Consider the following 18,313-nt stretch of genomic DNA (forward strand, 5'->3'; position numbering starts at 1 on the left):
TTTCACTAATTTTACCCATATTGCACTTTTTTACAGGGTGTTGAGTCAGGGGAATTGAATGGAAATAACTGGATATCACTTGAGGATAAAGAGATGAAGAAAAAGCCATTAGTCATCGCGATGGCGGTAGCGCTGGGTAGTACGGCATTAAGTTTTATGACATTAAGTTTTACATTAGCAGCCGAAGAAGTTGCTAAGACTGTGACTCAAGAAAGTGCCGATAAAAAACTCGTCACCACCGAGTTTGATGAAGTGTTAGTGAGTGCAACGCGGATCAGCGAAAAAGTCTCCGAAACCAGTCGCAGTGTAGCTGTTGTGGGCGAAGAGCAGCTTACTATTGCTCAAGCTTCCTCCGTGGCGAATGCTCTTAAAAATGAGGCGAATATTACTCTGACTAATGGTCCAAGAGCTTCATCGCAAGGGGTTGAAATCCGTGGTTTAAGCGGCGATAGGGTACTGCAAACGATCGATGGTGCGAGGCAAAATACCAGTTCTGGTCACAGGGGCACATATTTTATGGATCCTGAGTTACTCAAATCGATTGAGGTAATACGTGGTCCTGCGAGTAGTTTGTGGGGGAGTGGTGCTCTAGGTGGTGTAGTCGCACAGAATACCAAGTCGGCAAAAGACTTTTTAGAGCCAAATGAGACATTTGGTGGTTATCTTCAGCAAGGTTATGAAACCAATGGCGATCGCGTTAAAACTAGCGGTGCCGTTTATGGACAAGAAGGCACGATTGATTGGTTACTTAATGGTTCCTACTTCGATTCAAATAATATTAAAACCGGTAACGATGAGACCCTAACCAACAGCGCATCCGATGGTGGCAGTGGTTTGGCTAAACTGGGTTGGCAAGCCGATGAGGCGTCACGCTTAGAATTATCTGCAAGGGTTAATAAGATCAACGAATTAGTACCAAGTAATCCCTCAACGGTGGTAAGTAGTTCTGTTCCCTTAGTTAACCGCAAGACGGATGATCAAAATATCACATTAAATTATAGTCTTAACCCTACCGATAACCCTTATCTGGATACTAAGGTACAAGTGTATTGGAATAGTACGGACTATGATGAAGACCGCGTGACTAAAGGTCAAAAGGACAGTACTGAGTATCGGACCATAGGAGTGAATCTGAATAACAGTTCACGCTTAGGCAATACCCAGTTGACCTATGGGGTCGATGGTTACCGCGATACCATAGAAACCGTTCGTGACGATACGGGGCAAACAGGGCAGCGCCCAGGAAACATTGACGGTGAAAGCACGGTTTGGGGCGCTTTTACCCGAGCAGATATTGAGTTGACTAAGACCCTCAACCTAGACGCAGCGCTGCGTTATGACAGCTTTAAAAATGACAGTAATAACCTCAATATGTCATCGGATGACAATGAGTTATCACCCTCACTCGGACTGACTTGGCAGACTCTACCTTGGTTGACCTTAAGTGCCCGTTATGATCAAGCCTTCCGCGCACCAACGGTGGAGGAAATGTATTCTAGTGGAACCCACTACTGCATTCCGTCTATTCCAGGATTTTTACCCGAAGGATTGTGCAACACTTTTGCGACCAATCCGGATTTAAAGTCTGAAACAGCGCGCAATAAAGAAATTAAAGCTGACTTACGTTTTAGTGACTTGGCGGGTGATGACGAGCTGGCGGTTACCTTAAATATCTTCCGTAACGATGTGGACGATTTTATCGTGCAGCAGGTTTCTGATCCGTTAATGGGTATTCCTGGTTTTGAGCAAACAACCTCATGGAATAACGTAGAAGATGCCCGTTTGACGGGGTTTGAATTAACTGGTCGTTATCGTATTGGTCAGACACGTTTAGCCATGAACTACGGCCAAACCCGCGGTGAAGACCGTAATACGGGGGAATATATTGAAGGTATGCCAGCCAATAAATTCAACATCGATTTATCCCAAGGCATTATGGATGGTGATATGAAACTGGGCACCCGAGTCACCTATGTCGCGAGTCAGTCGAATACGCCAGATGGTTACAGCGTGGCTAAATACGATGATTACAAATTATGGGATATCTATGTTGCATGGGAGCCTACTATGGGGGTGATGTCTGGTGTAAGAGTGGATTTTGCCATTGAAAATATCGGTGATGAGCAGTATCAACAGGCATGGCAAACCTTGTATCAGCCGGGTCGAAATATGAAATTATCGGCGCGCTATATGTTCTAAACTTCAGTTTGAGGAGCAAGATAAAGATGACTCTTGATACTAATATCGTGGCAAGTATCGCCCCTGATACAGAACACGCCGCGCGCCATATCATGCTTAGACAACGATTTGAGCAACAAGCCGATTTAATGCCAGCACAGCTTGCCAGTGAATTAGGCATCGCCGAGATAGAAGTAGTTGCAGCATTACCGCCGGAGCAAGTGGTTTTTATACCGTTAACTCAGCTTGATACTTTGCTGCAAGCACTACCAGAGTGGGGAAACTTAACCACTATTGTGATGCTTTCTGGCAGTGTATTTGAATTTAAAGGTGATTTCCCCCAGGGCAAATATGTCCACGGCTATTACAACCTTTATAGTAAAGGTGATGGTTTACATGGACACCTCAAACTAGATGCAATGCGCGGTATCGCGTTAATCAGCCGCCCATTTAGGGGCAGTGAGAGCCATTCGATCAACTTTTTTGGGAATGAAGGTGAGGTGGTTTTTAAAGTGTATTTAGGTCGTGATAAACAAAGGGCGTTATTTCCTGAGCAAGTACGCCAATTTAAAGCGTTAGCTGCCACTTTTGCATCGTCACAGATCTAAGCTGATCTGCGCTAAAGAATCAACTTAATTTGAATGAGAGGAACAACGCCAATGAAGCCTGAAATGACCGAGCAAGAACAGCGTTTAAGGGACAAATTGTTACCCGAAATTGAAGCTTTTAAGCAGCAAAAAGAAACCCTGCAATTAGCAACCGTTGATATTAATGGTCAACCCAATGCTAGTTATGCGCCCTTTGCGCTGGCCGATGATGGATTCTATATTCTAGTGAGTGATCTCGCTAGACATGGTCATAACCTAAAACATTCAGCCAAAGTGTCAGTGATGTTGGTGGAAGATGAAACAGCAGCCAAATCTGTATTTGCCCGCAAACGTTTGACCTTCGATGCGATTGCCGAAGCGGTTCCCCGTGATACTCCCGCTTTTAGCAAAGGTGTTGCGGCGTTATCCGCCCGCTTTGGTGAAATGTCCGATAATCTTGCTGCGTTGACGGATTTTAATTTATATAAACTCGCGCCCCATCAAGGTTTATATGTGAAAGGTTTCGGCCAAGCCTTTAGCCTGAGCGGCGCAGAACTATTAGATGTGGATTGGAAACGTGATGGTCACCATGGCACACCTAAAACGCCAGAAAATATGCAAGTCGCTTAGGTTTTTATCCGGTTATTTGTCTACCTAAGTTAGGCCCATTCAACAGTGCCAAATTCTCAATCCATGTGAGTTTGGCATTTGCGTTTTTAAGTTAATATGGCAATAGTACACATTCGCCCTTGAATTCTCCTTTAATAGGCAGCATCTCTCCTATGCCTGAATGACAGTTCTCTACCCGAAGGATGCCAAGAGTGCATGAGCCTACCGCTAAATCATCTGAATCCACTAAAACTGACTCTGAGTCTGTTAATCGCCAGCAACAAACACAATCTCCATTCGTCTCTGACGCAGCTAAAAATCCAACCTCAAAGATACGCCAACGACCGGTATTACCTTGGATTGCGGGTTTTCTTAAGCCATATAAGTTTAAAGTGGTCGCCGCGATTATCTTTTTGATGATAGGTTCACTCGCTTGGTTGTCACTCGGTCAAGGAGTACGCTTGATGGTGGACGAGGGCTTTGTGCGGGATAATGCGCAGCGCTTAAATGAAATCATACTGTTAGTGCTTGTTATTACTGCGGTGAGTGGTGCAGCGGTGTTCTGTCGTTTTTATTTAATGACTTGGCTTGGCGAGCGTGTCAGCGCTGATATTCGTCTTACTGTTTATAATCAACTGCTTAAACTTTCTCCTGCCTTTTACGCTAAGGTGCGAACTGGTGAAGTGATTTCCCGTTTTACCGCCGACTCAACCTTGCTACAAACTGTGGTGGGGTCGAGCCTTTCTATGGCATTGCGCTCTGGCGTAACTGTGCTTGGCGGTTTAGTCATGATGGGTATTACCAGCGTAAAAATGACCTTATTAGTACTATTGGCCGTGCCTTTAGTGCTGGGGCCTGTGATCTTTTTCGGTCGAAAAGTACGCATACTTGCGCGTGAAAGCCAAGATAGGGTTGCCGATCTTGGTGCCTACGTGGATGAAACACTCCATGAGATCCACACGGTACAAGCCTATGGGCATGAGGATAAAGATCGCAGTTTATTTAATACCCGCGTTGAAGATGTGATGTCGGCGGCAAGCGGTAGAATTCGTTATCGTGCTCTGCTTATTTCATCCGTGATGTTTTTAAGTATCGCCGCCATTGCTATGGTGACTTGGGTTGGTGCCCACGATGTGATGGCGGGAACAATGACGGGTGGTGAATTATCAGCCTTTATGTTTTATGCCGTTATGGTGGCCGGCGCAGTGGCAACCATTAGTGAGGTGATAGGCGAGATCCAGCGGGCGTCTGGCGCCGCCGAACGTTTAATCGAACTGGCTGAAACGCAAGTGGATATTCCCGTTGCAACTCATCCTGTGAGTTTACCCGCCGATGTTAGTGGTGAGCTAGTTATTGAGGGACTCAGTTTTGCTTATCCTGAGCAGGACACCTTAGTGCTTAAAGAACTCAATATGACGATTACCGCCGGTGAGCGGGTCGCCTTAGTGGGGCCAAGCGGCGCGGGTAAAAGCACCTTATTCCAGTTATTACAGCGCTTTTACGTCCCCAGTGCTGGCAGTATTCGGCTCGAAGGGATTGATATTGCGAAGTTAACACCACAGGAATTACGAGCACAGTTTGCTTTAGTGCCACAGGATTCAGTGATCTTTGCAACCAGCGTACTTGAAAACGTGCGTTATGGCCGAGTCGATGCAACCGAGCAGGAAGTGATTGATGCTTGTATTGCAGCCAGGGCCCATGAGTTTATTAGCGAGTTCAGTGACGGTTATCAAACCTATTTAGGCGAGCGTGGTGTGCGACTTTCTGGCGGGCAAAAACAACGCATAGCGATAGCACGAGCGATTTTGGCAGACAGACCAATATTGTTACTCGATGAGGCGACCAGTGCTTTAGATGCAGTCAGCGAGCAGAAAGTAAAGCAAGCTCTGGACGTATTGATGGTGGGTAAAACCACCTTGATTATTGCCCATCGTTTATCGACGGTTATCAATGCGGATAGGATTTTTGTCTTTGATAAGGGTGAGATTATCGCCAGCGGCCGCCATCAAGAGTTGATGCAATCGAATGCGTTATATCGCGAATTTGCCAGTCTTCAATTGTTAACCGAAGAGGCCAATGCCAGCGCCTTGAGTGATATTGTCTAAGCTAAAATAAACCCCAGTGGTTAACTACAACACACGGTTGTAGTTAACCACTGGGGAGATCGGACGCCTATTTTTTTTAAGCTTGGTCTTTGAGTTCGCGACGCAGAATTTTACCTACGGTACTCTTTGGCAATTGCGCCATAAATTCAATTATTTTGGGCAATTTGTAGCCTGTTAATTGCTCGCGGCAATAACGTAAAATCGCACTTTTAGCCTGTTCATGATCGAGAGCATTGTCCTTGAGGACGATAAAGGCTTTTACCGCCTCCCCCGAGTGCTCATCTTTTACGCCAACAACGGCGCACTCAATGATATCGGGGTGACTGGCTAATACATTCTCTACCTCATTGGGATAGACGTTAAAGCCAGAAACTATGATCATATCTTTTTTGCGATCGACAATTTGGTGAAAACCTTCCTCGGTGGCGATGGCAATGTCCCCTGTTTTGAAAAAACCATCTTCAGTCATCGCATTGGCGGTTTCCTGTGGATTATTCCAATACCCAAGCATTACCTGCGGGCCGCGGGCGGCAAGCTCTCCTGCGATACCTAACGGTACTTCGTTGTTATTTTCATCCAAGAGCTTAACTTCTGTACCAATCACGGGTTTACCTATAGTGCCAAGCTTTTGATAACCTGGTGAATTAAGTGAGATGACAGGTGATGTTTCGGAAAGGCCATAACCTTCACTGATCATATTGCCCGTGGTTTGCTGCCAAATATTGGCTGCCGCGGCGGTGAGTGCTGTACCGCCAGAGATAGTAATTTTTAAGTGGCTAAAGTCGAGTGCTTTAAATTCGGGTTGATGGCACAGGGCGACAAATAGCGTGTTCAGTCCGGCAAAGCCAGTAAAAGGGTATTTAGCTAAGGTTTTTATCAAGCCGCTGATATCCCGCGGATTAGGGATCAGAACTGAGCAACCTCCGCACTCAAAATACAGCACTAGGTTCACCATAAAAGCATAAATATGGTAAATCGGTAATGGCGCAACGAAGATATCTTCGCCTTCAGATATCACGCTACCAATGCGGGATTTTACCTGCGCTGCGTTGGCGAGCATATTACCGTGGGTTAACATGGCTCCCTTAGATAATCCGGTTGTACCGCCCGTGTATTGCAGTGCAGAAAGATCATCGAGTGTAGGTACAACGCGGGTAAAGGTCAGTTCGGCTCCTTGCTTTAAAATCTGACAGAACGTGATGTTTTTGAGGCCTGTCTTAGGTTGAATTTGAGGCTCTATTAAATCCAAAGCGTGGGTTGAGATAACTAACTCTATCCCGGTTGTTGCGACCACTTTTGCTAAGGTTGGCAGTAAATCCGATAGTACGACTAAGGCTTTGGCTCCTGAATCATTAAACTGATGAATAAGTTCACGCTCGGTATAGAGAGGATTGGTGTTTACAAGAATGAGCCCAGCCCTGATAGCACCGTAGGCTGCAATAACAAATTGAGTGATATTAGGTAATTGGATGGCAATACGATCGCCAGGTTTGAGTTGGGTCTTATTTTGCAAATAGGCGGCAAAGTAACGGGAATCGCGCTCTATCTCATTAAAACTGCTGGTTTTACCCAAGCAGGCATAGGCGGGTTTGTCACCATAGCGTAGGCTGGTTTTTTCGATCAGATCGACGAGTGATGAGTAGCCTAGTTTGAGTTGGGAGTCTTGATCATATGCCATACTTAACTGCCTCAATTATGTGTTTATTCGTTGTTATTATTTTGAAATCAAAATATGTCTAGATTAGAGGTTTTTTACCTCTTAGGTCAATGTTTATCGAGAAAAACATCTCTAGGTTGAGAGCGCTATCTTTATGTAACAAATAATCTTTTTACTCTAAAAGCTAACGACTTACCTCTAGTTTGAGTTTTATTTATGGTCGCAGGATTTGAGTTAATACTGAATTAATTTTGTTTACATCAAGTATGGAAAAATGAGGTGTCTTGTAGTTATTAGTTACCTGCTTATTTCTTTTGGGGTGGCATAATTTAATGTGTATTTTTATGCTGATCCGGCTGGCAGTTTTTCATCTTTACGTAGAGTGAGCACTTCATAACCGGAACTCGTTACTAAAATCGTGTGCTCTGATTGTGCTGATAGCTTTTTGTCACGAGTAATGACAGTCCATCCATCTTTTTTTGTTTTCACTTTTTCTGAACCTTGGTTCACCATAGGCTCTATTGTAAAAATCATGCCCTCTTTCAGTATAAGACCATGATTTTTATGTCCATAGTGAAGTATTTGTGGTTCTTCATGCATTTCTCGACCAATTCCATGCCCACAATATTCTCTTACAACGCTGTAGCCGTGATCCTCGACATATCGTTGGATGGCATAGCCAATATCCCCAAGTCTGGCACCTGGCTTAACTTGCTTAATACCTTCCCACATAGCAGAGTAAGTAACCTCCACTAGCTTAGTGGCTAAAGGCATTGCTTCTGGCATCACATACATTTTACTAGAGTCAGCAATAAAACCATTTTTCTCTAACGTAATATCTAAATTGATAATATCTCGATTTTTAAGGTGTTGGTTCACAGAAGGAACACCATGACAGACGACTTCATTGATGGATGAATTTAGCACATATTGATAGCCATATTGCCCCTTGCTAGCGGGTCGAGCATTGAGCTCATTAACAATAAAGTCTTCAACTTTGTTGTTAATGTCCATAGTCGTTAAACCCGGCCTTACGTACGAGTCCAACATATGAAACACCTGTGCAAGTAGCGCCCCAGCGTTGCGCATCAATTCGATTTCTGCGGCAGATTTGATGTTCACGCTGTTATTCATCAGCCATTGCCCTAGTTAATGTGGCATTTGCAACATTAACATCCGCCGACTTCATCAGATCTGAGACTATTTGGTTGAATGAGAGCTGTGGGTGAAGCTCTGCTAACATGCCGATCTTTATCCAGAATTCGGCTTGTGAATTAATAGAACGCGACATAACGGAACTGGCTTTTCTGAGTTCCTCATGAAGTTCTTCTGAAATTTTTACTATACCCATAACTATCATTTAATATATGAAACGTATATGTATTGTATTCTAATTGTAGTGGGTTAAGTCAATAGCTAAAATGTGGGCTTAAGTCAGAAAAGTAGTGTGGAGGTGTAAAAGCTACTGAATAAGGGATTGGTTTTAATCAACATTTATACTGGTTTGTTGAATGTACATGTTAATTTATAAGTTATTGTAAAGTATGCAAATTAATGAAGTGTATGCTGCGTGGCGACATTATTCACAGTGCTTGGATGCACCTCCAAGCACTGCACATAGGGAAAATTATTTAGGGACTAAAAAACCCAGTTTCTTGGCTAACTTGCTGCTTTGGTTCTTTAAGATCTGTGACCGAGAATCGGATCACTTTACGCCCCGAAGGGACATTATCTTTATCGGCGAGGACGGTAACGGGATAGTCAATCTGTTCGCCCGCGGCCAAGGTAATAATAGGATCAGCAATCAAGCTAAAAGGCATTTCACTGTCGACGGCAAGCTGATATTGCTTAGTGTTCTGTGTCTTGTTGCGGATCTTCAGTTGATAGGTATTTTCAATCTTATTGTTCGAGGTTTCACGGTACAGACTTTGGCGATCGCGTATCACGTTAAGCTGAATTTCGCTGCGGCTATTTAAATCCAACCCAATAACAATCAGCATGATGATTACCGCAGCACCGTAGCCTAAGAAACGGGGTGAGCGCCAATAGGAATGGGCTGCTCCTTTTAGATCATTTTCACTCATATAACCGATAAGATTTTGTTTGTAATCGAATTTCAACATGGTTTCATTGCAAGCATCGACACAGGCTCCGCAGTTGATGCACTCATATTGCAAGCCGTTACGAATATCAATTCCGGTCGGGCACACTTCAACACACAAATTACAGTCAACGCAGTCTCCTAAAGTAGGGTCACCGAGATTGGTTTCTTGCTTACGCTTACGTGGGCCGCGGGATTCACCCCGTTGTGCATCGTAGGTTACAGTCTTAGTATTGGCGTCGAACATCACCGCTTGGAAGCGCGAATAAGGGCAGCAATGCAGACACATTTGCTCGCGCATCCAACCAGCATTGAGATAGGTACAAATGGCGAAGAACCAGACCCAGCAAGTAACCCAGAAGCTGGCATTACCTGTGAATATATCTAAATAGAGTTCGCGGGCTGGAATAAAATAGCCAATAAAACCACAACCAGTGAGCAGGGCTGCGAGTCCCCATAGGCTGTGTTTTGCAGTTCTTTTACGGATTTTATTCGCCGTCCAAGGGGCTCTATCGAGTAATTTGCGTTTGTTGTTATTGCCTTCGATGCGGGTTTCTATCCATACATAGATAAAGGTCCACGCGGTTTGTGGGCAAAGATAGCCGCACCATACGCGACCCCAGAAGACGGTGATAAAAAACAAACCAAAAGCCGCAGCGATAAAAATCCATGCTAATAGCGTAAAATCCTGCGGCCAGAGGGTTAATCCAAAAAAGAAAAATTGCTGCTGACTCACATCCAAAAGTATTGCTTGGCGACCATCAATGGATATAAACGGTAGGGCGAAAAATAGCACAATTAACAGGCTATTCATCATGGTTCTTAAGCGTTGAAAATAGCCCTTTTGTTCACGAAAATGAATTCTGCCCGAGGCTGCGACATTTTCCGCGGATGAGATAGCCTTGGTGGTCACTTTAGGGGCTGTTGAAATATCTTTAATAGGGATAAATTGCTCGGCTGAGGAACGTTTTGCGCTTGTACTCTGGTTTATATCGCTCTTTGGCATAAGAGGGTCCTAACTGCTTTAATAAGATTTACCCCCTATAGCAAGCGTCAGGCCAAGATTTTATTGATTTAATCTATTGATATTTATGGTTAAAGTTAAATCACTCTTTTACTTGTGTCACGATATATCGCGTATTGGTGATATATCGTGTATTTGGTTTATTAGATCATTAATCCGCTTCATTGGGTTGTCGTTGGATCCCCAGCTTTTTCATCCGCGATCTTAGCGTACTGGGCGGCACTCCTAAGATATTTGCGGCACCAGAAGGCCCTGATATACGCCAATTTAAGCGTCTAAGCGTTTGTTCTATATGCCATGCTTCAGCTTCTGCTAGGGTTTGAGGCTGAAACGATAGATGCAGCGTGCTTAAATTATCGGTTGGCATTGCATGGATTTGTAAAATATCTCCTTGGGTGAGAATTGCTTCACGCTCAAGGATGTTTTGCAGCTCGCGCACATTTCCCGGCCAAGTGTATGCCATCAGTTTTTGTAGTCCCTTTTGGCTGACTCCGCGGATTTTTTTACCGAGTTTTCGATTCAAGTTATGGAGTATATGGTTGACCAGTTCAGGAATATCATCCAGCCTCGCTCGCAGTGGTGGTACCTGAATTGGGAATACATTCAAACGGTAATAGAGATCCATTCGAAATAATCCCTGTTCGACTCGCTTGAGTAAATCGTGGTGACTGGCAGCGACTAAGCGAATATCCACTTGGATGGTTTCGCTGCCGCCGAGGCGTTCAAAGGATTGCTCTTGGATGACTCGCAGCAGTTTTGATTGAGCTTCTAAGCTGAGCTCTGCTACTTCATCGAGAAACAGTGTGCCCTGATGGGCAAGCTCGAAGCGGCCTTTACGACGGCTAGTTGCGCCAGTAAATGCACCTTTCTCATGACCAAAGAGTTCACTTTCCAATAAAGAGGCCGAGAAAGCAGCGCAGTTAACACTGATCATGGGCTTATCTTTACGGTGACTGAGCTGATGTAAGTTGCGGGCTACTAATTCTTTGCCTGTTCCATTTTCACCACAAATCAACACTGTACTGTCGGTGTTGGCTACCATATGTAATTGTTGGATCATGTGGCGGATAACATTGCTATTACCGGAAATATCCACATCGCCCGTTTTATCTGCTAACTCGGCTTGCAGGTAATGGTTTTCCGAAGCCAGACGCTCGGATAAGGCTTGCACTTGGATTAAGGCTTGACGTAATGACTGCTCAGTTTGTTTTTGAATACTAATATCACGAAATATCGCGACTACGCCGATAAGCTGATTATCTCGATATACGGGGGTTGAGCTGTAATGCACGGGAAAGCTACTACCGTCTTTACGCCAAAAAACATCGTGGGTGATCTCGCGGGTGATGCCATCCTTTAAGGTGTTGTAAATTGGGCAATCTTCTTGGGGATAATGGCTACCATCCGCATGGCTGTGATGATGACAATTATGGATATTTTTGCCAAGTAACTCCGCATTTTTCCAACCAGTCATCCGTTCGGCCGCTGGATTTATAAAAACGGCATTTCCAGTTAAATCAAAACCATAAATACCTTCACCTACGGCATTTAGGAGCAACTGATTCTCTGGCAGAAAATGGTTATCCAATGGTTCTTTGGGGGACGAAAGCTTAGCCATAAGCCGATTACCTAGGTAGCGAGCAGATGGTTTGATTATACACTTTATATCTTGGCGATATATCGTGACTTTAGTGTTTGCTTTACAGCGTTATTCGATATATCGCATTGAATGTGGTCTTTAGGGGGAGGCGGGCTAAGGTATTTTCCTGTAGTCGTCTTTCTTGTAGCCGTCGATGTAAAGTGAACTAATCAAAAGCCTTAAAGATGTTTTGATTAGTATTTAGGTGATTAGTATTCAGGTGATCAGTATTCAGGTGATCAGTATTTAGGACGACCTTGGGCCGTGGCAAGGCCATTAAGCACATCATTGATACTTAATTTTGCTGGTAATACAATGCCTTTGGGTGAACTTGGCCCATAGATTTTATTGTAGGGCGTGCCTGGTATTCCCTCATGGCGCATATAAGATTCAATCGTACTGTTTGATTCACTCCAATTGCCTTGCATTAAGATAATATTCTCGGCCATTAGCGCATTTACAATTTGCTCTCTGTGAGTCACATCGGCTTTATTGGTTTGGCAAATAGTGCACCAATCTGAAGTGATATCGACAAAAACCGTATAACCCTGTGCGACCAGAGGAGCAATTTTTTCCGGCGCTAAGGTATGCCATTGGAGTTTTTGGTAAGCTTGATAATCTTCACCTTTATGTACAAATCCGATAATACTGCCCAATCCTAAGGCAAAAAATCCCAAGATAAAAATCACCGATAATGGAATGGTCTTGCCCTTTTTCCTTTGCCATAGCAGAAGCAGAATGACACCGATTAATAAACTGAGAATAATAAAACTGATCAGGGTGATTGTGCCCATGAACTCTTCCGCTTGAGGGTATTTAAGATAAATTGGCATTTATCTTAGTAGTTAGCGGCTTAAAACTACGTGAATTTATGAAATTTAATCCACTTAGATTTATGTTAGCTGATCCATGTTCCACAGCCGTGTATTAACATTAACGCCTTAGTAGGACGATGTTAGAATGTCGCTATGTTAAAACCCGTTGGGTTTATTTATTCCTTTTAGGACATATACATGAGTTTGAGTACTTGGTTTGGTTTATTGGCGATTTGTTGTTTGGGAGCTATGTCTCCGGGGCCGAGTTTAGCCATGGTGGTGCGTCATACGTTAGGGGGCGGGCGTGGTAAGGGGATTGTTTGTGCTTGGGCACATTCTATCGGGATTGGCATTTATGCCTTAGTCACTTTACTTGGTTTAGCCGTGGTACTTAAAAAAGCTCCCTTAATATTCAACGGAATTGCAATACTTGGTGCCTTATATCTGGCGTGGATGGGAGTTCAAGCATTGCGATCAAACTGTGGTGTGCAAGCTAAACTTGCCGCGGGTGAACCTACCGATACGTTAACAGCGGCTAGAGATGGTCTTGCGATTTCCCTTTTTAACCCGAAAATCATGCTATTTTTTCTTGCGCTATTCAGTCAGTTTGTCATGGTGGCAGACAGTATTACGGGACAAGCCTTGATAGTACTCACCCCTTTAATTGTCGACGGACTCTGGTATACCTTGATTGCTTTACTATTATCTCACTCTAGTGTGTTGCCTAAGCTCAGGGAAAAAGCGGGATTGATTGATAAATTGTCCGGTGTAGTCTTAATACTGTTAGCTATTCGAGTGATTTATACGCTCTAATTTTCACTTGACGTAAATTAACAAAAACGCCATCAATCGATGGCGTTTTTGTGATGGCTTTGAGGTAAAGGTATTATCATCCCTTAAAGATTTGTACCGAATCATCAGCTTGTGCTGGCGCAGATCCTTCCTGAGTAATAGGGGGATTAGCGATATGGTCTTCTAAATTATCACTAAGCATTTCACGATATTCAGAACTAAACCATTCTAGGGCGCTGTCTTTTTCTGCACCTAAATCAGCAGACTTTATCGCAGCTTCAAAGGCATTAAAACGTGCAGCTGCAAAACGCAGGGCTGTGCCCACTTTACCTACATCCCCTTCTTGCTGGCTTAGCTGATTGGCTAAAGCAATAAATTGATCGGCAAGTTCAAAAATGGTGGTGTTGCTCGTTTCGGTCATGGTGCTCACTCTGGAAAGTAACAAATCGATGGCCGATTCTATCCTAATTAGCGTCAGAAGGAATCGTTAAACATCAACTATTGGGATCTAGGTCGATGGTAACTATCCCTAGGCTGGAGTCACAGTAAAGCGATAGTTTAGCGTTTTTCGTGTAAAAATAGCTGCATTGACTTGGATTATTATGGCTGGCTTTGCTTATGTTGGATCAGCAAGATTTAATTTGCTTTAAAGTCGTCCCAGTTGCTTTCATCTGGCAATTTTTTCATCCTATCGAAGATTCAAAAAGTTAATTGATACTGCTACGGCTAAGATAGCCATAACTAAGGTAATCACGACAAGTTCAATAAAACGTATCGTTGGCTTGTCATTCTATGGCATGACTTTTAAGCTAGTCAGATTGTAATTTGAGGAAGTATATTGTGACTTTTACGACTTGGCAGGCCTTTATTGATAATCAACGTGCTCAGCCCTATTACCAACAGTTAATTGCATTTGTGAATAAAGAACGGCAATCGGGTAAAGTAATTTATCCTCCTAAGGAGGATGTGTTCAATGCTTTTAAGATGACTCCCCTTGAAAATGTTCGAGTCGTACTGATTGGGCAAGATCCTTACCATGGCCCAAATCAGGCGCACGGGCTGTGTTTTTCGGTTAGGCATGGCATTAAGCCTCCGCCATCATTGGCCAATATGTATAAAGAACTTGTTAATGATATTCCTGGTTTCCACATTCCCAACCACGGCGATTTAACCTTCTGGGCTGAGCAGGGGATTTTAATGCTCAATACGGTATTAACGGTTGAGCAAGGCCAAGCTCACTCACATGCCAATGCGGGCTGGGAGGAATTTACCTCTGAGGCATTAAAATTGTTAAACGACCAACCTAGGCCGATTATTTTTGTGCTGTGGGGGAGCCATGCAATAAAGAAAGGTAAAGTCATCACCGCGCCCCAGCATCAAGTGTTGTCAGGGCCGCATCCATCACCCTTATCCGCTTACCGTGGATTCTTTGGTTGTGGGCATTTTTCAAGGGTGAATCAATTGCTCGCAGCTCGGGGTGAAATCCCCATACAATGGCAAGTTTAATCACTAAATAAAAAAGGTCTTACAGTGTAAGACCTTTTTTATTTCCTAAGCTGAGCATATCAATTAGTGATTACGGTCAACTGATATTTTAGCGAGTGCTACTAGAGCCTCTTTAAAATCGCTGTCTGGTAATACATCGAGTGCTGCAATGGCTTTTTCCGATTCTTCAATCGCTTTTTGCTGAGTATAGGCCAATGCACCACAGTGATGTAATGCCGCAACAATTTTATCAATTGCCTGCGTGCCATCACCTTGTTCAATGGCTTGACGAATAAGCTGTCGCTCTTCTTCTGTGCCATGGGCGATGGCGTAGATTAAAGGTAAAGTGGGTTTACCTTCTGCGAGATCATCACCGATATTTTTACCTAACTCTTCAGTATCTGCGGTGTAATCGAGCAAATCATCGGTTAATTGGAAAGCGGTTCCGAGGTATTTTCCATAATTCCCAAGAGCGGTTTCATGCTCAGGTGTTGCTCCAGCTAACACGGCCGCGAGTAAGGTTGCAGCTTCAAATAATTTAGCCGTTTTACAGTATATGACACGCATGTAGCTTTCTTCTGTCGTGTCAGGATCGTTGCAATTCATTAATTGCAATACTTCACCTTCAGCCAAGACGTTGGTCGTATCCGCTAATACACGCAGAACTCTCATATTATCGAGCTCGGTCATCATCTGAAATGAGCGGGTGTAAAGGAAGTCACCTACAAGCACACTCGCACTGTTACCAAACAGGGCGTTTGCAGTCTCACGTCCACGGCGCAGTGTTGACTCATCAACAACATCATCATGGAGTAATGAGGCGGTATGGATGAACTCAATAATAGCCGCGAGTTTGAGGTGTGCATCACCTTCGTAGCTCACCGTACGTGCAGCAAGCACTGACAGTAAAGGACGAAGACGCTTACCACCACCATTGATAATGTAGAAACCTAACTGGTTGATCAGGGCGACATCTGACTCAAGCTGTTTATATATCAGCTGATTGACTGCTTGCATATCAGTGTCAGCCAGTTGACGAATAGCGTTTAAATCCATAATAGACTCTGGTTGTGGGGCCATTGCGTACCCGGCCTCTATTTTAGGCTCACGTGTTATATAGAATGAATTTTACCTAAAATTCTGACATATGACAGCACTAGCACTACTAATGTGCGAGTTATTCCGGCCTTTTTTTATTCTTTCCTAATTAGGGCTTGTCAGAAATGGATTCTTCGCGTAAACTCCGCGCCCATTGTCAATAAAGTTTTTGTAGCGCCCTGCCTCCCCAAAGTGCGAGCCAGCGTGTTAGGAATATCGGAGTAAAATAGCTATGTACGCTGTTTTTCAAAGTGGTGGTAAACAACACCGTGTAGCCGAAGGCCACACAGTTCGTTTAGAAAAATTAGAAGTTGCTACTGGTTCTACTGTTGAGTTTGATCAAGTTTTACTGATCGCTGACGGTGAAACAGTGCACGTTGGTGCTCCTTTAGTAGCTGGCGGTAAAGTCGTTGCTGAAGTAGTTAGTCATGGTCGTGGCGAGAAAGTAACTATCGTTAAGTTCCGTCGTCGTAAGCACCACGACAAGAAAATGGGCCACCGTCAGTGGTTCACTGAAGTTAAAATTACTGCTATCAACGCATAATAGGAGTCTAACTCATGGCACATAAAAAAGCTGGCGGTTCTACTCGTAACGGCCGCGATTCAGAAAGTAAACGTCTAGGTGTTAAGCGCTTTGGCGGTGAATCAGTTCTAGCTGGTAACATTATTGTTCGTCAACGTGGTACTAAATTCCACGCTGGTGTAAACGTGGGTATTGGTCGTGACCACACTCTGTTTGCTCTGACCGATGGTAAAGTTAAATTCGAAGTTAAAGGTCCTAATAACCGCAAGTTTATTAGCATCGAAGCTTAATTTTCGAACCTAGCTTATACTGTTAAAGCCCCGCCTTTGGTGGGGCTTTCTGTTTTTTATGCTTCTATTTACGCTGTATCAATGATGAGTTTGGTAAATTTTTACCAAATTGAGGGCGTTGGCAGGTAAGATTGGGAGCAAAGTATCTCGAGTTTTTTGGCGACCGATGAAGTTAGACGGTATAATTGCTTCATTCAGTGATGCCAGGAGTAAGTATGAAGTTTGTCGATGAGGCAGTAATTAGGGTCGAAGCGGGCGACGGCGGTAGCGGTTGTGTCAGTTTTAGACGCGAAAAATATGTACCTGATGGTGGTCCTGATGGTGGTGATGGTGGCGACGGCGGCAGTGTGTATCTGCAGGCCGATGAAAACTTCAACACTTTGATTGAATTTCGCTTCGAACGTTTTCACATGGCCGAGCGCGGTGAAAATGGCCGTGGCCGTGATTGTACCGGTCATAGCGGTAAAGATCTGATCTTAAAAGTTCCTGTCGGTACTCGCGCGGTCGATCATGATACTGAAGAAGTCCTTGGGGATTTAACGACCCACGGTCAAAAGCTATTGGTTGCCAAAGGTGGTTTCCATGGTTTAGGTAACACCCGTTTTAAGAGCAGTACTAACCGTGCCCCACGTCAAAAGACCTTAGGGACACCCGGTGAAGTGCGTAGCCTGAAATTAGAGTTGTTACTGTTGGCTGACGTTGGTTTGCTTGGCATGCCTAACGCGGGTAAGTCGACATTCATTCGTGCGGTTTCCCGTGCAACGCCTAAAGTGGCGGATTATCCGTTTACAACACTTGTGCCTAACTTAGGTGTGGTGAATCCACGTCCTGGTCAAAGCTTTGTGATTGCGGACATTCCTGGTCTTATCGAAGGCGCTGCCGATGGTGCGGGTTTAGGTATTCGCTTCTTAAAGCATCTTGAACGTTGCCGCATTTTATTGCATATCATCGATATCGAACCTATTGATGGTACCGATCCGGTTGAATCTGCGCGCGCTATTGTCGGTGAGCTTGAAAAGTATTCGCCTAAATTGGCGGGTAAGCCACGTTGGTTAGTCTTTAACAAAACCGATCTGCTGCTTGAAGAAGAGCTGCAAGAGAAGGTTGAGCGCATAGTTAAAGAGCTAGAATGGGAAGGCGATGTTTATACTATTTCTGCCTATAACCGCGACGGTACCAGTGAGTTGGCATTAAAACTCCTCGATTATATTGCGAGTCTTCCACCTGAAGACAATGAAGTCGATCCAGATGATGAAGTCGAGTTCAAGTGGGATAATTATCATCAAGCAAACCTAGATTCATTAAATGAAGACTATGTTGATGAAGATGATGACGACGACTTTGATGATGATGACTACGACGTAGAAGTCATTTACCAAAGATAATATTAATGTCTCAGTTTTGAGAGTC

The 18,313-nt window shown here is 44.0% G+C and carries 17 protein-coding genes; 9 read left to right on the forward strand and 8 right to left on the reverse strand.

The window, feature by feature from the left end; all coding sequences use genetic code 11:
• The first annotated feature begins 93 nt into the window (after positions 1–93).
• The 4 genes from L2744_RS08255 to L2744_RS08270 all read left to right on the forward strand — a co-directional run bounded on the left by L2744_RS08255 (position 94) and on the right by L2744_RS08270 (position 5,479).
• Positions 94–2,199: a TonB-dependent hemoglobin/transferrin/lactoferrin family receptor gene (locus tag L2744_RS08255; RefSeq protein WP_248991460.1), complete on the forward strand. Its 2,106-nt coding sequence runs from the start codon at positions 94–96 to the stop codon at positions 2,197–2,199.
• Between the two features lie 26 nt (positions 2,200–2,225).
• On the forward strand, positions 2,226–2,786 hold the full coding sequence (gene hutX / locus L2744_RS08260; protein WP_248991461.1) for a heme utilization cystosolic carrier protein HutX: 561 nt from the start codon (positions 2,226–2,228) through the stop codon (positions 2,784–2,786).
• 51 nt (positions 2,787–2,837) lie between these two features.
• Complete coding sequence (gene hutZ / locus L2744_RS08265; RefSeq protein WP_248991462.1) at positions 2,838–3,395, forward strand: heme utilization protein HutZ; 558 nt, start codon at positions 2,838–2,840, stop codon at positions 3,393–3,395.
• A 191-nt stretch (positions 3,396–3,586) separates the two neighbouring features.
• On the forward strand, positions 3,587–5,479 hold the full coding sequence (locus L2744_RS08270) for an ABC transporter transmembrane domain-containing protein (RefSeq protein ID WP_376711938.1): 1,893 nt from the start codon (positions 3,587–3,589) through the stop codon (positions 5,477–5,479).
• Between the two features lie 76 nt (positions 5,480–5,555).
• Here L2744_RS08270 and L2744_RS08275 read toward each other — a convergent pair whose 3' ends face one another.
• From L2744_RS08275 to L2744_RS08300, 6 genes are all read right to left on the reverse strand, one after another.
• Positions 5,556–7,157, reverse strand: coding sequence for an AMP-binding protein (locus L2744_RS08275; protein ID WP_248991463.1), 1,602 nt, complete (start codon positions 7,155–7,157; stop codon positions 5,556–5,558).
• 321 nt (positions 7,158–7,478) lie between these two features.
• Positions 7,479–8,270 (reverse strand): type I methionyl aminopeptidase, encoded by a 792-nt coding sequence (gene map / locus L2744_RS08280; protein WP_248991464.1) that lies wholly within the window; start codon positions 8,268–8,270, stop codon positions 7,479–7,481.
• Entirely contained in the window at positions 8,263–8,487 is a 225-nt protein-coding gene (locus L2744_RS08285) for a ParD-like family protein (protein WP_248991465.1), read from the reverse strand. Before L2744_RS08285 ends, map begins: the two co-directional genes overlap by 8 nt.
• Before the next feature lie 280 nt (positions 8,488–8,767).
• Positions 8,768–10,243: a cytochrome c oxidase accessory protein CcoG gene (ccoG, locus tag L2744_RS08290; RefSeq protein WP_248991466.1), complete on the reverse strand. Its 1,476-nt coding sequence runs from the start codon at positions 10,241–10,243 to the stop codon at positions 8,768–8,770.
• Between the two features lie 169 nt (positions 10,244–10,412).
• Complete coding sequence (locus L2744_RS08295) at positions 10,413–11,879, reverse strand: sigma-54 interaction domain-containing protein (protein WP_248991467.1); 1,467 nt, start codon at positions 11,877–11,879, stop codon at positions 10,413–10,415.
• A 260-nt stretch (positions 11,880–12,139) separates the two neighbouring features.
• Positions 12,140–12,694 carry a thioredoxin family protein gene (locus L2744_RS08300; RefSeq protein WP_248991468.1) on the reverse strand — a complete coding sequence of 185 codons (555 nt, stop codon included), beginning with the start codon at positions 12,692–12,694 and terminating at the stop codon, positions 12,140–12,142.
• A gap of 219 nt (positions 12,695–12,913) precedes the next feature.
• Here L2744_RS08300 and L2744_RS08305 point away from each other — a divergent pair, with 219 nt between their 5' ends.
• Entirely contained in the window at positions 12,914–13,528 is a 615-nt protein-coding gene (locus tag L2744_RS08305; protein WP_248991469.1) for a LysE family translocator, read from the forward strand.
• Positions 13,529–13,604: 76 nt separating this feature from the next.
• On the opposite strand, the gene L2744_RS08310 is transcribed toward L2744_RS08305, so the two are convergent.
• Positions 13,605–13,928, reverse strand: coding sequence for a DUF3144 domain-containing protein (locus L2744_RS08310; RefSeq protein WP_014610026.1), 324 nt, complete (start codon positions 13,926–13,928; stop codon positions 13,605–13,607).
• 419 nt (positions 13,929–14,347) lie between these two features.
• On the opposite strand from L2744_RS08310, the gene ung reads away from it, so the two are divergent.
• Entirely contained in the window at positions 14,348–15,013 is a 666-nt protein-coding gene (gene ung, locus L2744_RS08315; protein WP_014610028.1) for a uracil-DNA glycosylase, read from the forward strand.
• Positions 15,014–15,076: 63 nt separating this feature from the next.
• Here the strand turns inward: ung and ispB are convergent, their stop codons facing one another.
• Positions 15,077–16,048, reverse strand: a complete 972-nt coding sequence (gene ispB / locus L2744_RS08320; RefSeq protein ID WP_041412311.1) for an octaprenyl diphosphate synthase — start codon at positions 16,046–16,048, stop codon at positions 15,077–15,079.
• A 274-nt stretch (positions 16,049–16,322) separates the two neighbouring features.
• Between ispB and rplU the strand changes: the two genes are divergently transcribed.
• The 3 genes from rplU (at position 16,323) to cgtA (ending at position 18,288) form a co-directional block, all read left to right on the forward strand.
• On the forward strand, positions 16,323–16,634 hold the full coding sequence (gene rplU, locus L2744_RS08325; protein WP_011790452.1) for a 50S ribosomal protein L21: 312 nt from the start codon (positions 16,323–16,325) through the stop codon (positions 16,632–16,634).
• A gap of 14 nt (positions 16,635–16,648) precedes the next feature.
• Positions 16,649–16,903, forward strand: a complete 255-nt coding sequence (gene rpmA, locus L2744_RS08330; RefSeq protein ID WP_007650346.1) for a 50S ribosomal protein L27 — start codon at positions 16,649–16,651, stop codon at positions 16,901–16,903.
• Positions 16,904–17,118: 215 nt separating this feature from the next.
• Entirely contained in the window at positions 17,119–18,288 is a 1,170-nt protein-coding gene (gene cgtA / locus L2744_RS08335; protein ID WP_248991470.1) for an Obg family GTPase CgtA, read from the forward strand.
• Positions 18,289–18,313 lie beyond the last annotated feature (25 nt).

This window comes from Shewanella profunda (assembly GCF_023283765.1).
Classification (GTDB): domain Bacteria; phylum Pseudomonadota; class Gammaproteobacteria; order Enterobacterales; family Shewanellaceae; genus Shewanella; species Shewanella profunda.

Coding starts and splice junctions, on each gene's coding strand:
- L2744_RS08255 (WP_248991460.1), top strand. CDS start 94: ATGAAGAAAAAGCCATTAGTCATCGCGATGGCGGTAGCGCTGGGTAGT.
- hutX (WP_248991461.1), top strand. CDS start 2,226: ATGACTCTTGATACTAATATCGTGGCAAGTATCGCCCCTGATACAGAA.
- hutZ (WP_248991462.1), top strand. CDS start 2,838: ATGAAGCCTGAAATGACCGAGCAAGAACAGCGTTTAAGGGACAAATTG.
- L2744_RS08275 (WP_248991463.1), bottom strand. CDS start 7,157: ATGGCATATGATCAAGACTCCCAACTCAAACTAGGCTACTCATCACTC.
- map (WP_248991464.1), bottom strand. CDS start 8,270: ATGAATAACAGCGTGAACATCAAATCTGCCGCAGAAATCGAATTGATG.
- L2744_RS08285 (WP_248991465.1), bottom strand. CDS start 8,487: ATGGGTATAGTAAAAATTTCAGAAGAACTTCATGAGGAACTCAGAAAA.
- ccoG (WP_248991466.1), bottom strand. CDS start 10,243: ATGCCAAAGAGCGATATAAACCAGAGTACAAGCGCAAAACGTTCCTCA.
- L2744_RS08295 (WP_248991467.1), bottom strand. CDS start 11,879: ATGGCTAAGCTTTCGTCCCCCAAAGAACCATTGGATAACCATTTTCTG.
- L2744_RS08300 (WP_248991468.1), bottom strand. CDS start 12,694: ATGGGCACAATCACCCTGATCAGTTTTATTATTCTCAGTTTATTAATC.
- L2744_RS08305 (WP_248991469.1), top strand. CDS start 12,914: ATGAGTTTGAGTACTTGGTTTGGTTTATTGGCGATTTGTTGTTTGGGA.
- L2744_RS08310 (WP_014610026.1), bottom strand. CDS start 13,928: ATGACCGAAACGAGCAACACCACCATTTTTGAACTTGCCGATCAATTT.
- ispB (WP_041412311.1), bottom strand. CDS start 16,048: ATGGATTTAAACGCTATTCGTCAACTGGCTGACACTGATATGCAAGCA.
- rplU (WP_011790452.1), top strand. CDS start 16,323: ATGTACGCTGTTTTTCAAAGTGGTGGTAAACAACACCGTGTAGCCGAA.
- rpmA (WP_007650346.1), top strand. CDS start 16,649: ATGGCACATAAAAAAGCTGGCGGTTCTACTCGTAACGGCCGCGATTCA.
- cgtA (WP_248991470.1), top strand. CDS start 17,119: ATGAAGTTTGTCGATGAGGCAGTAATTAGGGTCGAAGCGGGCGACGGC.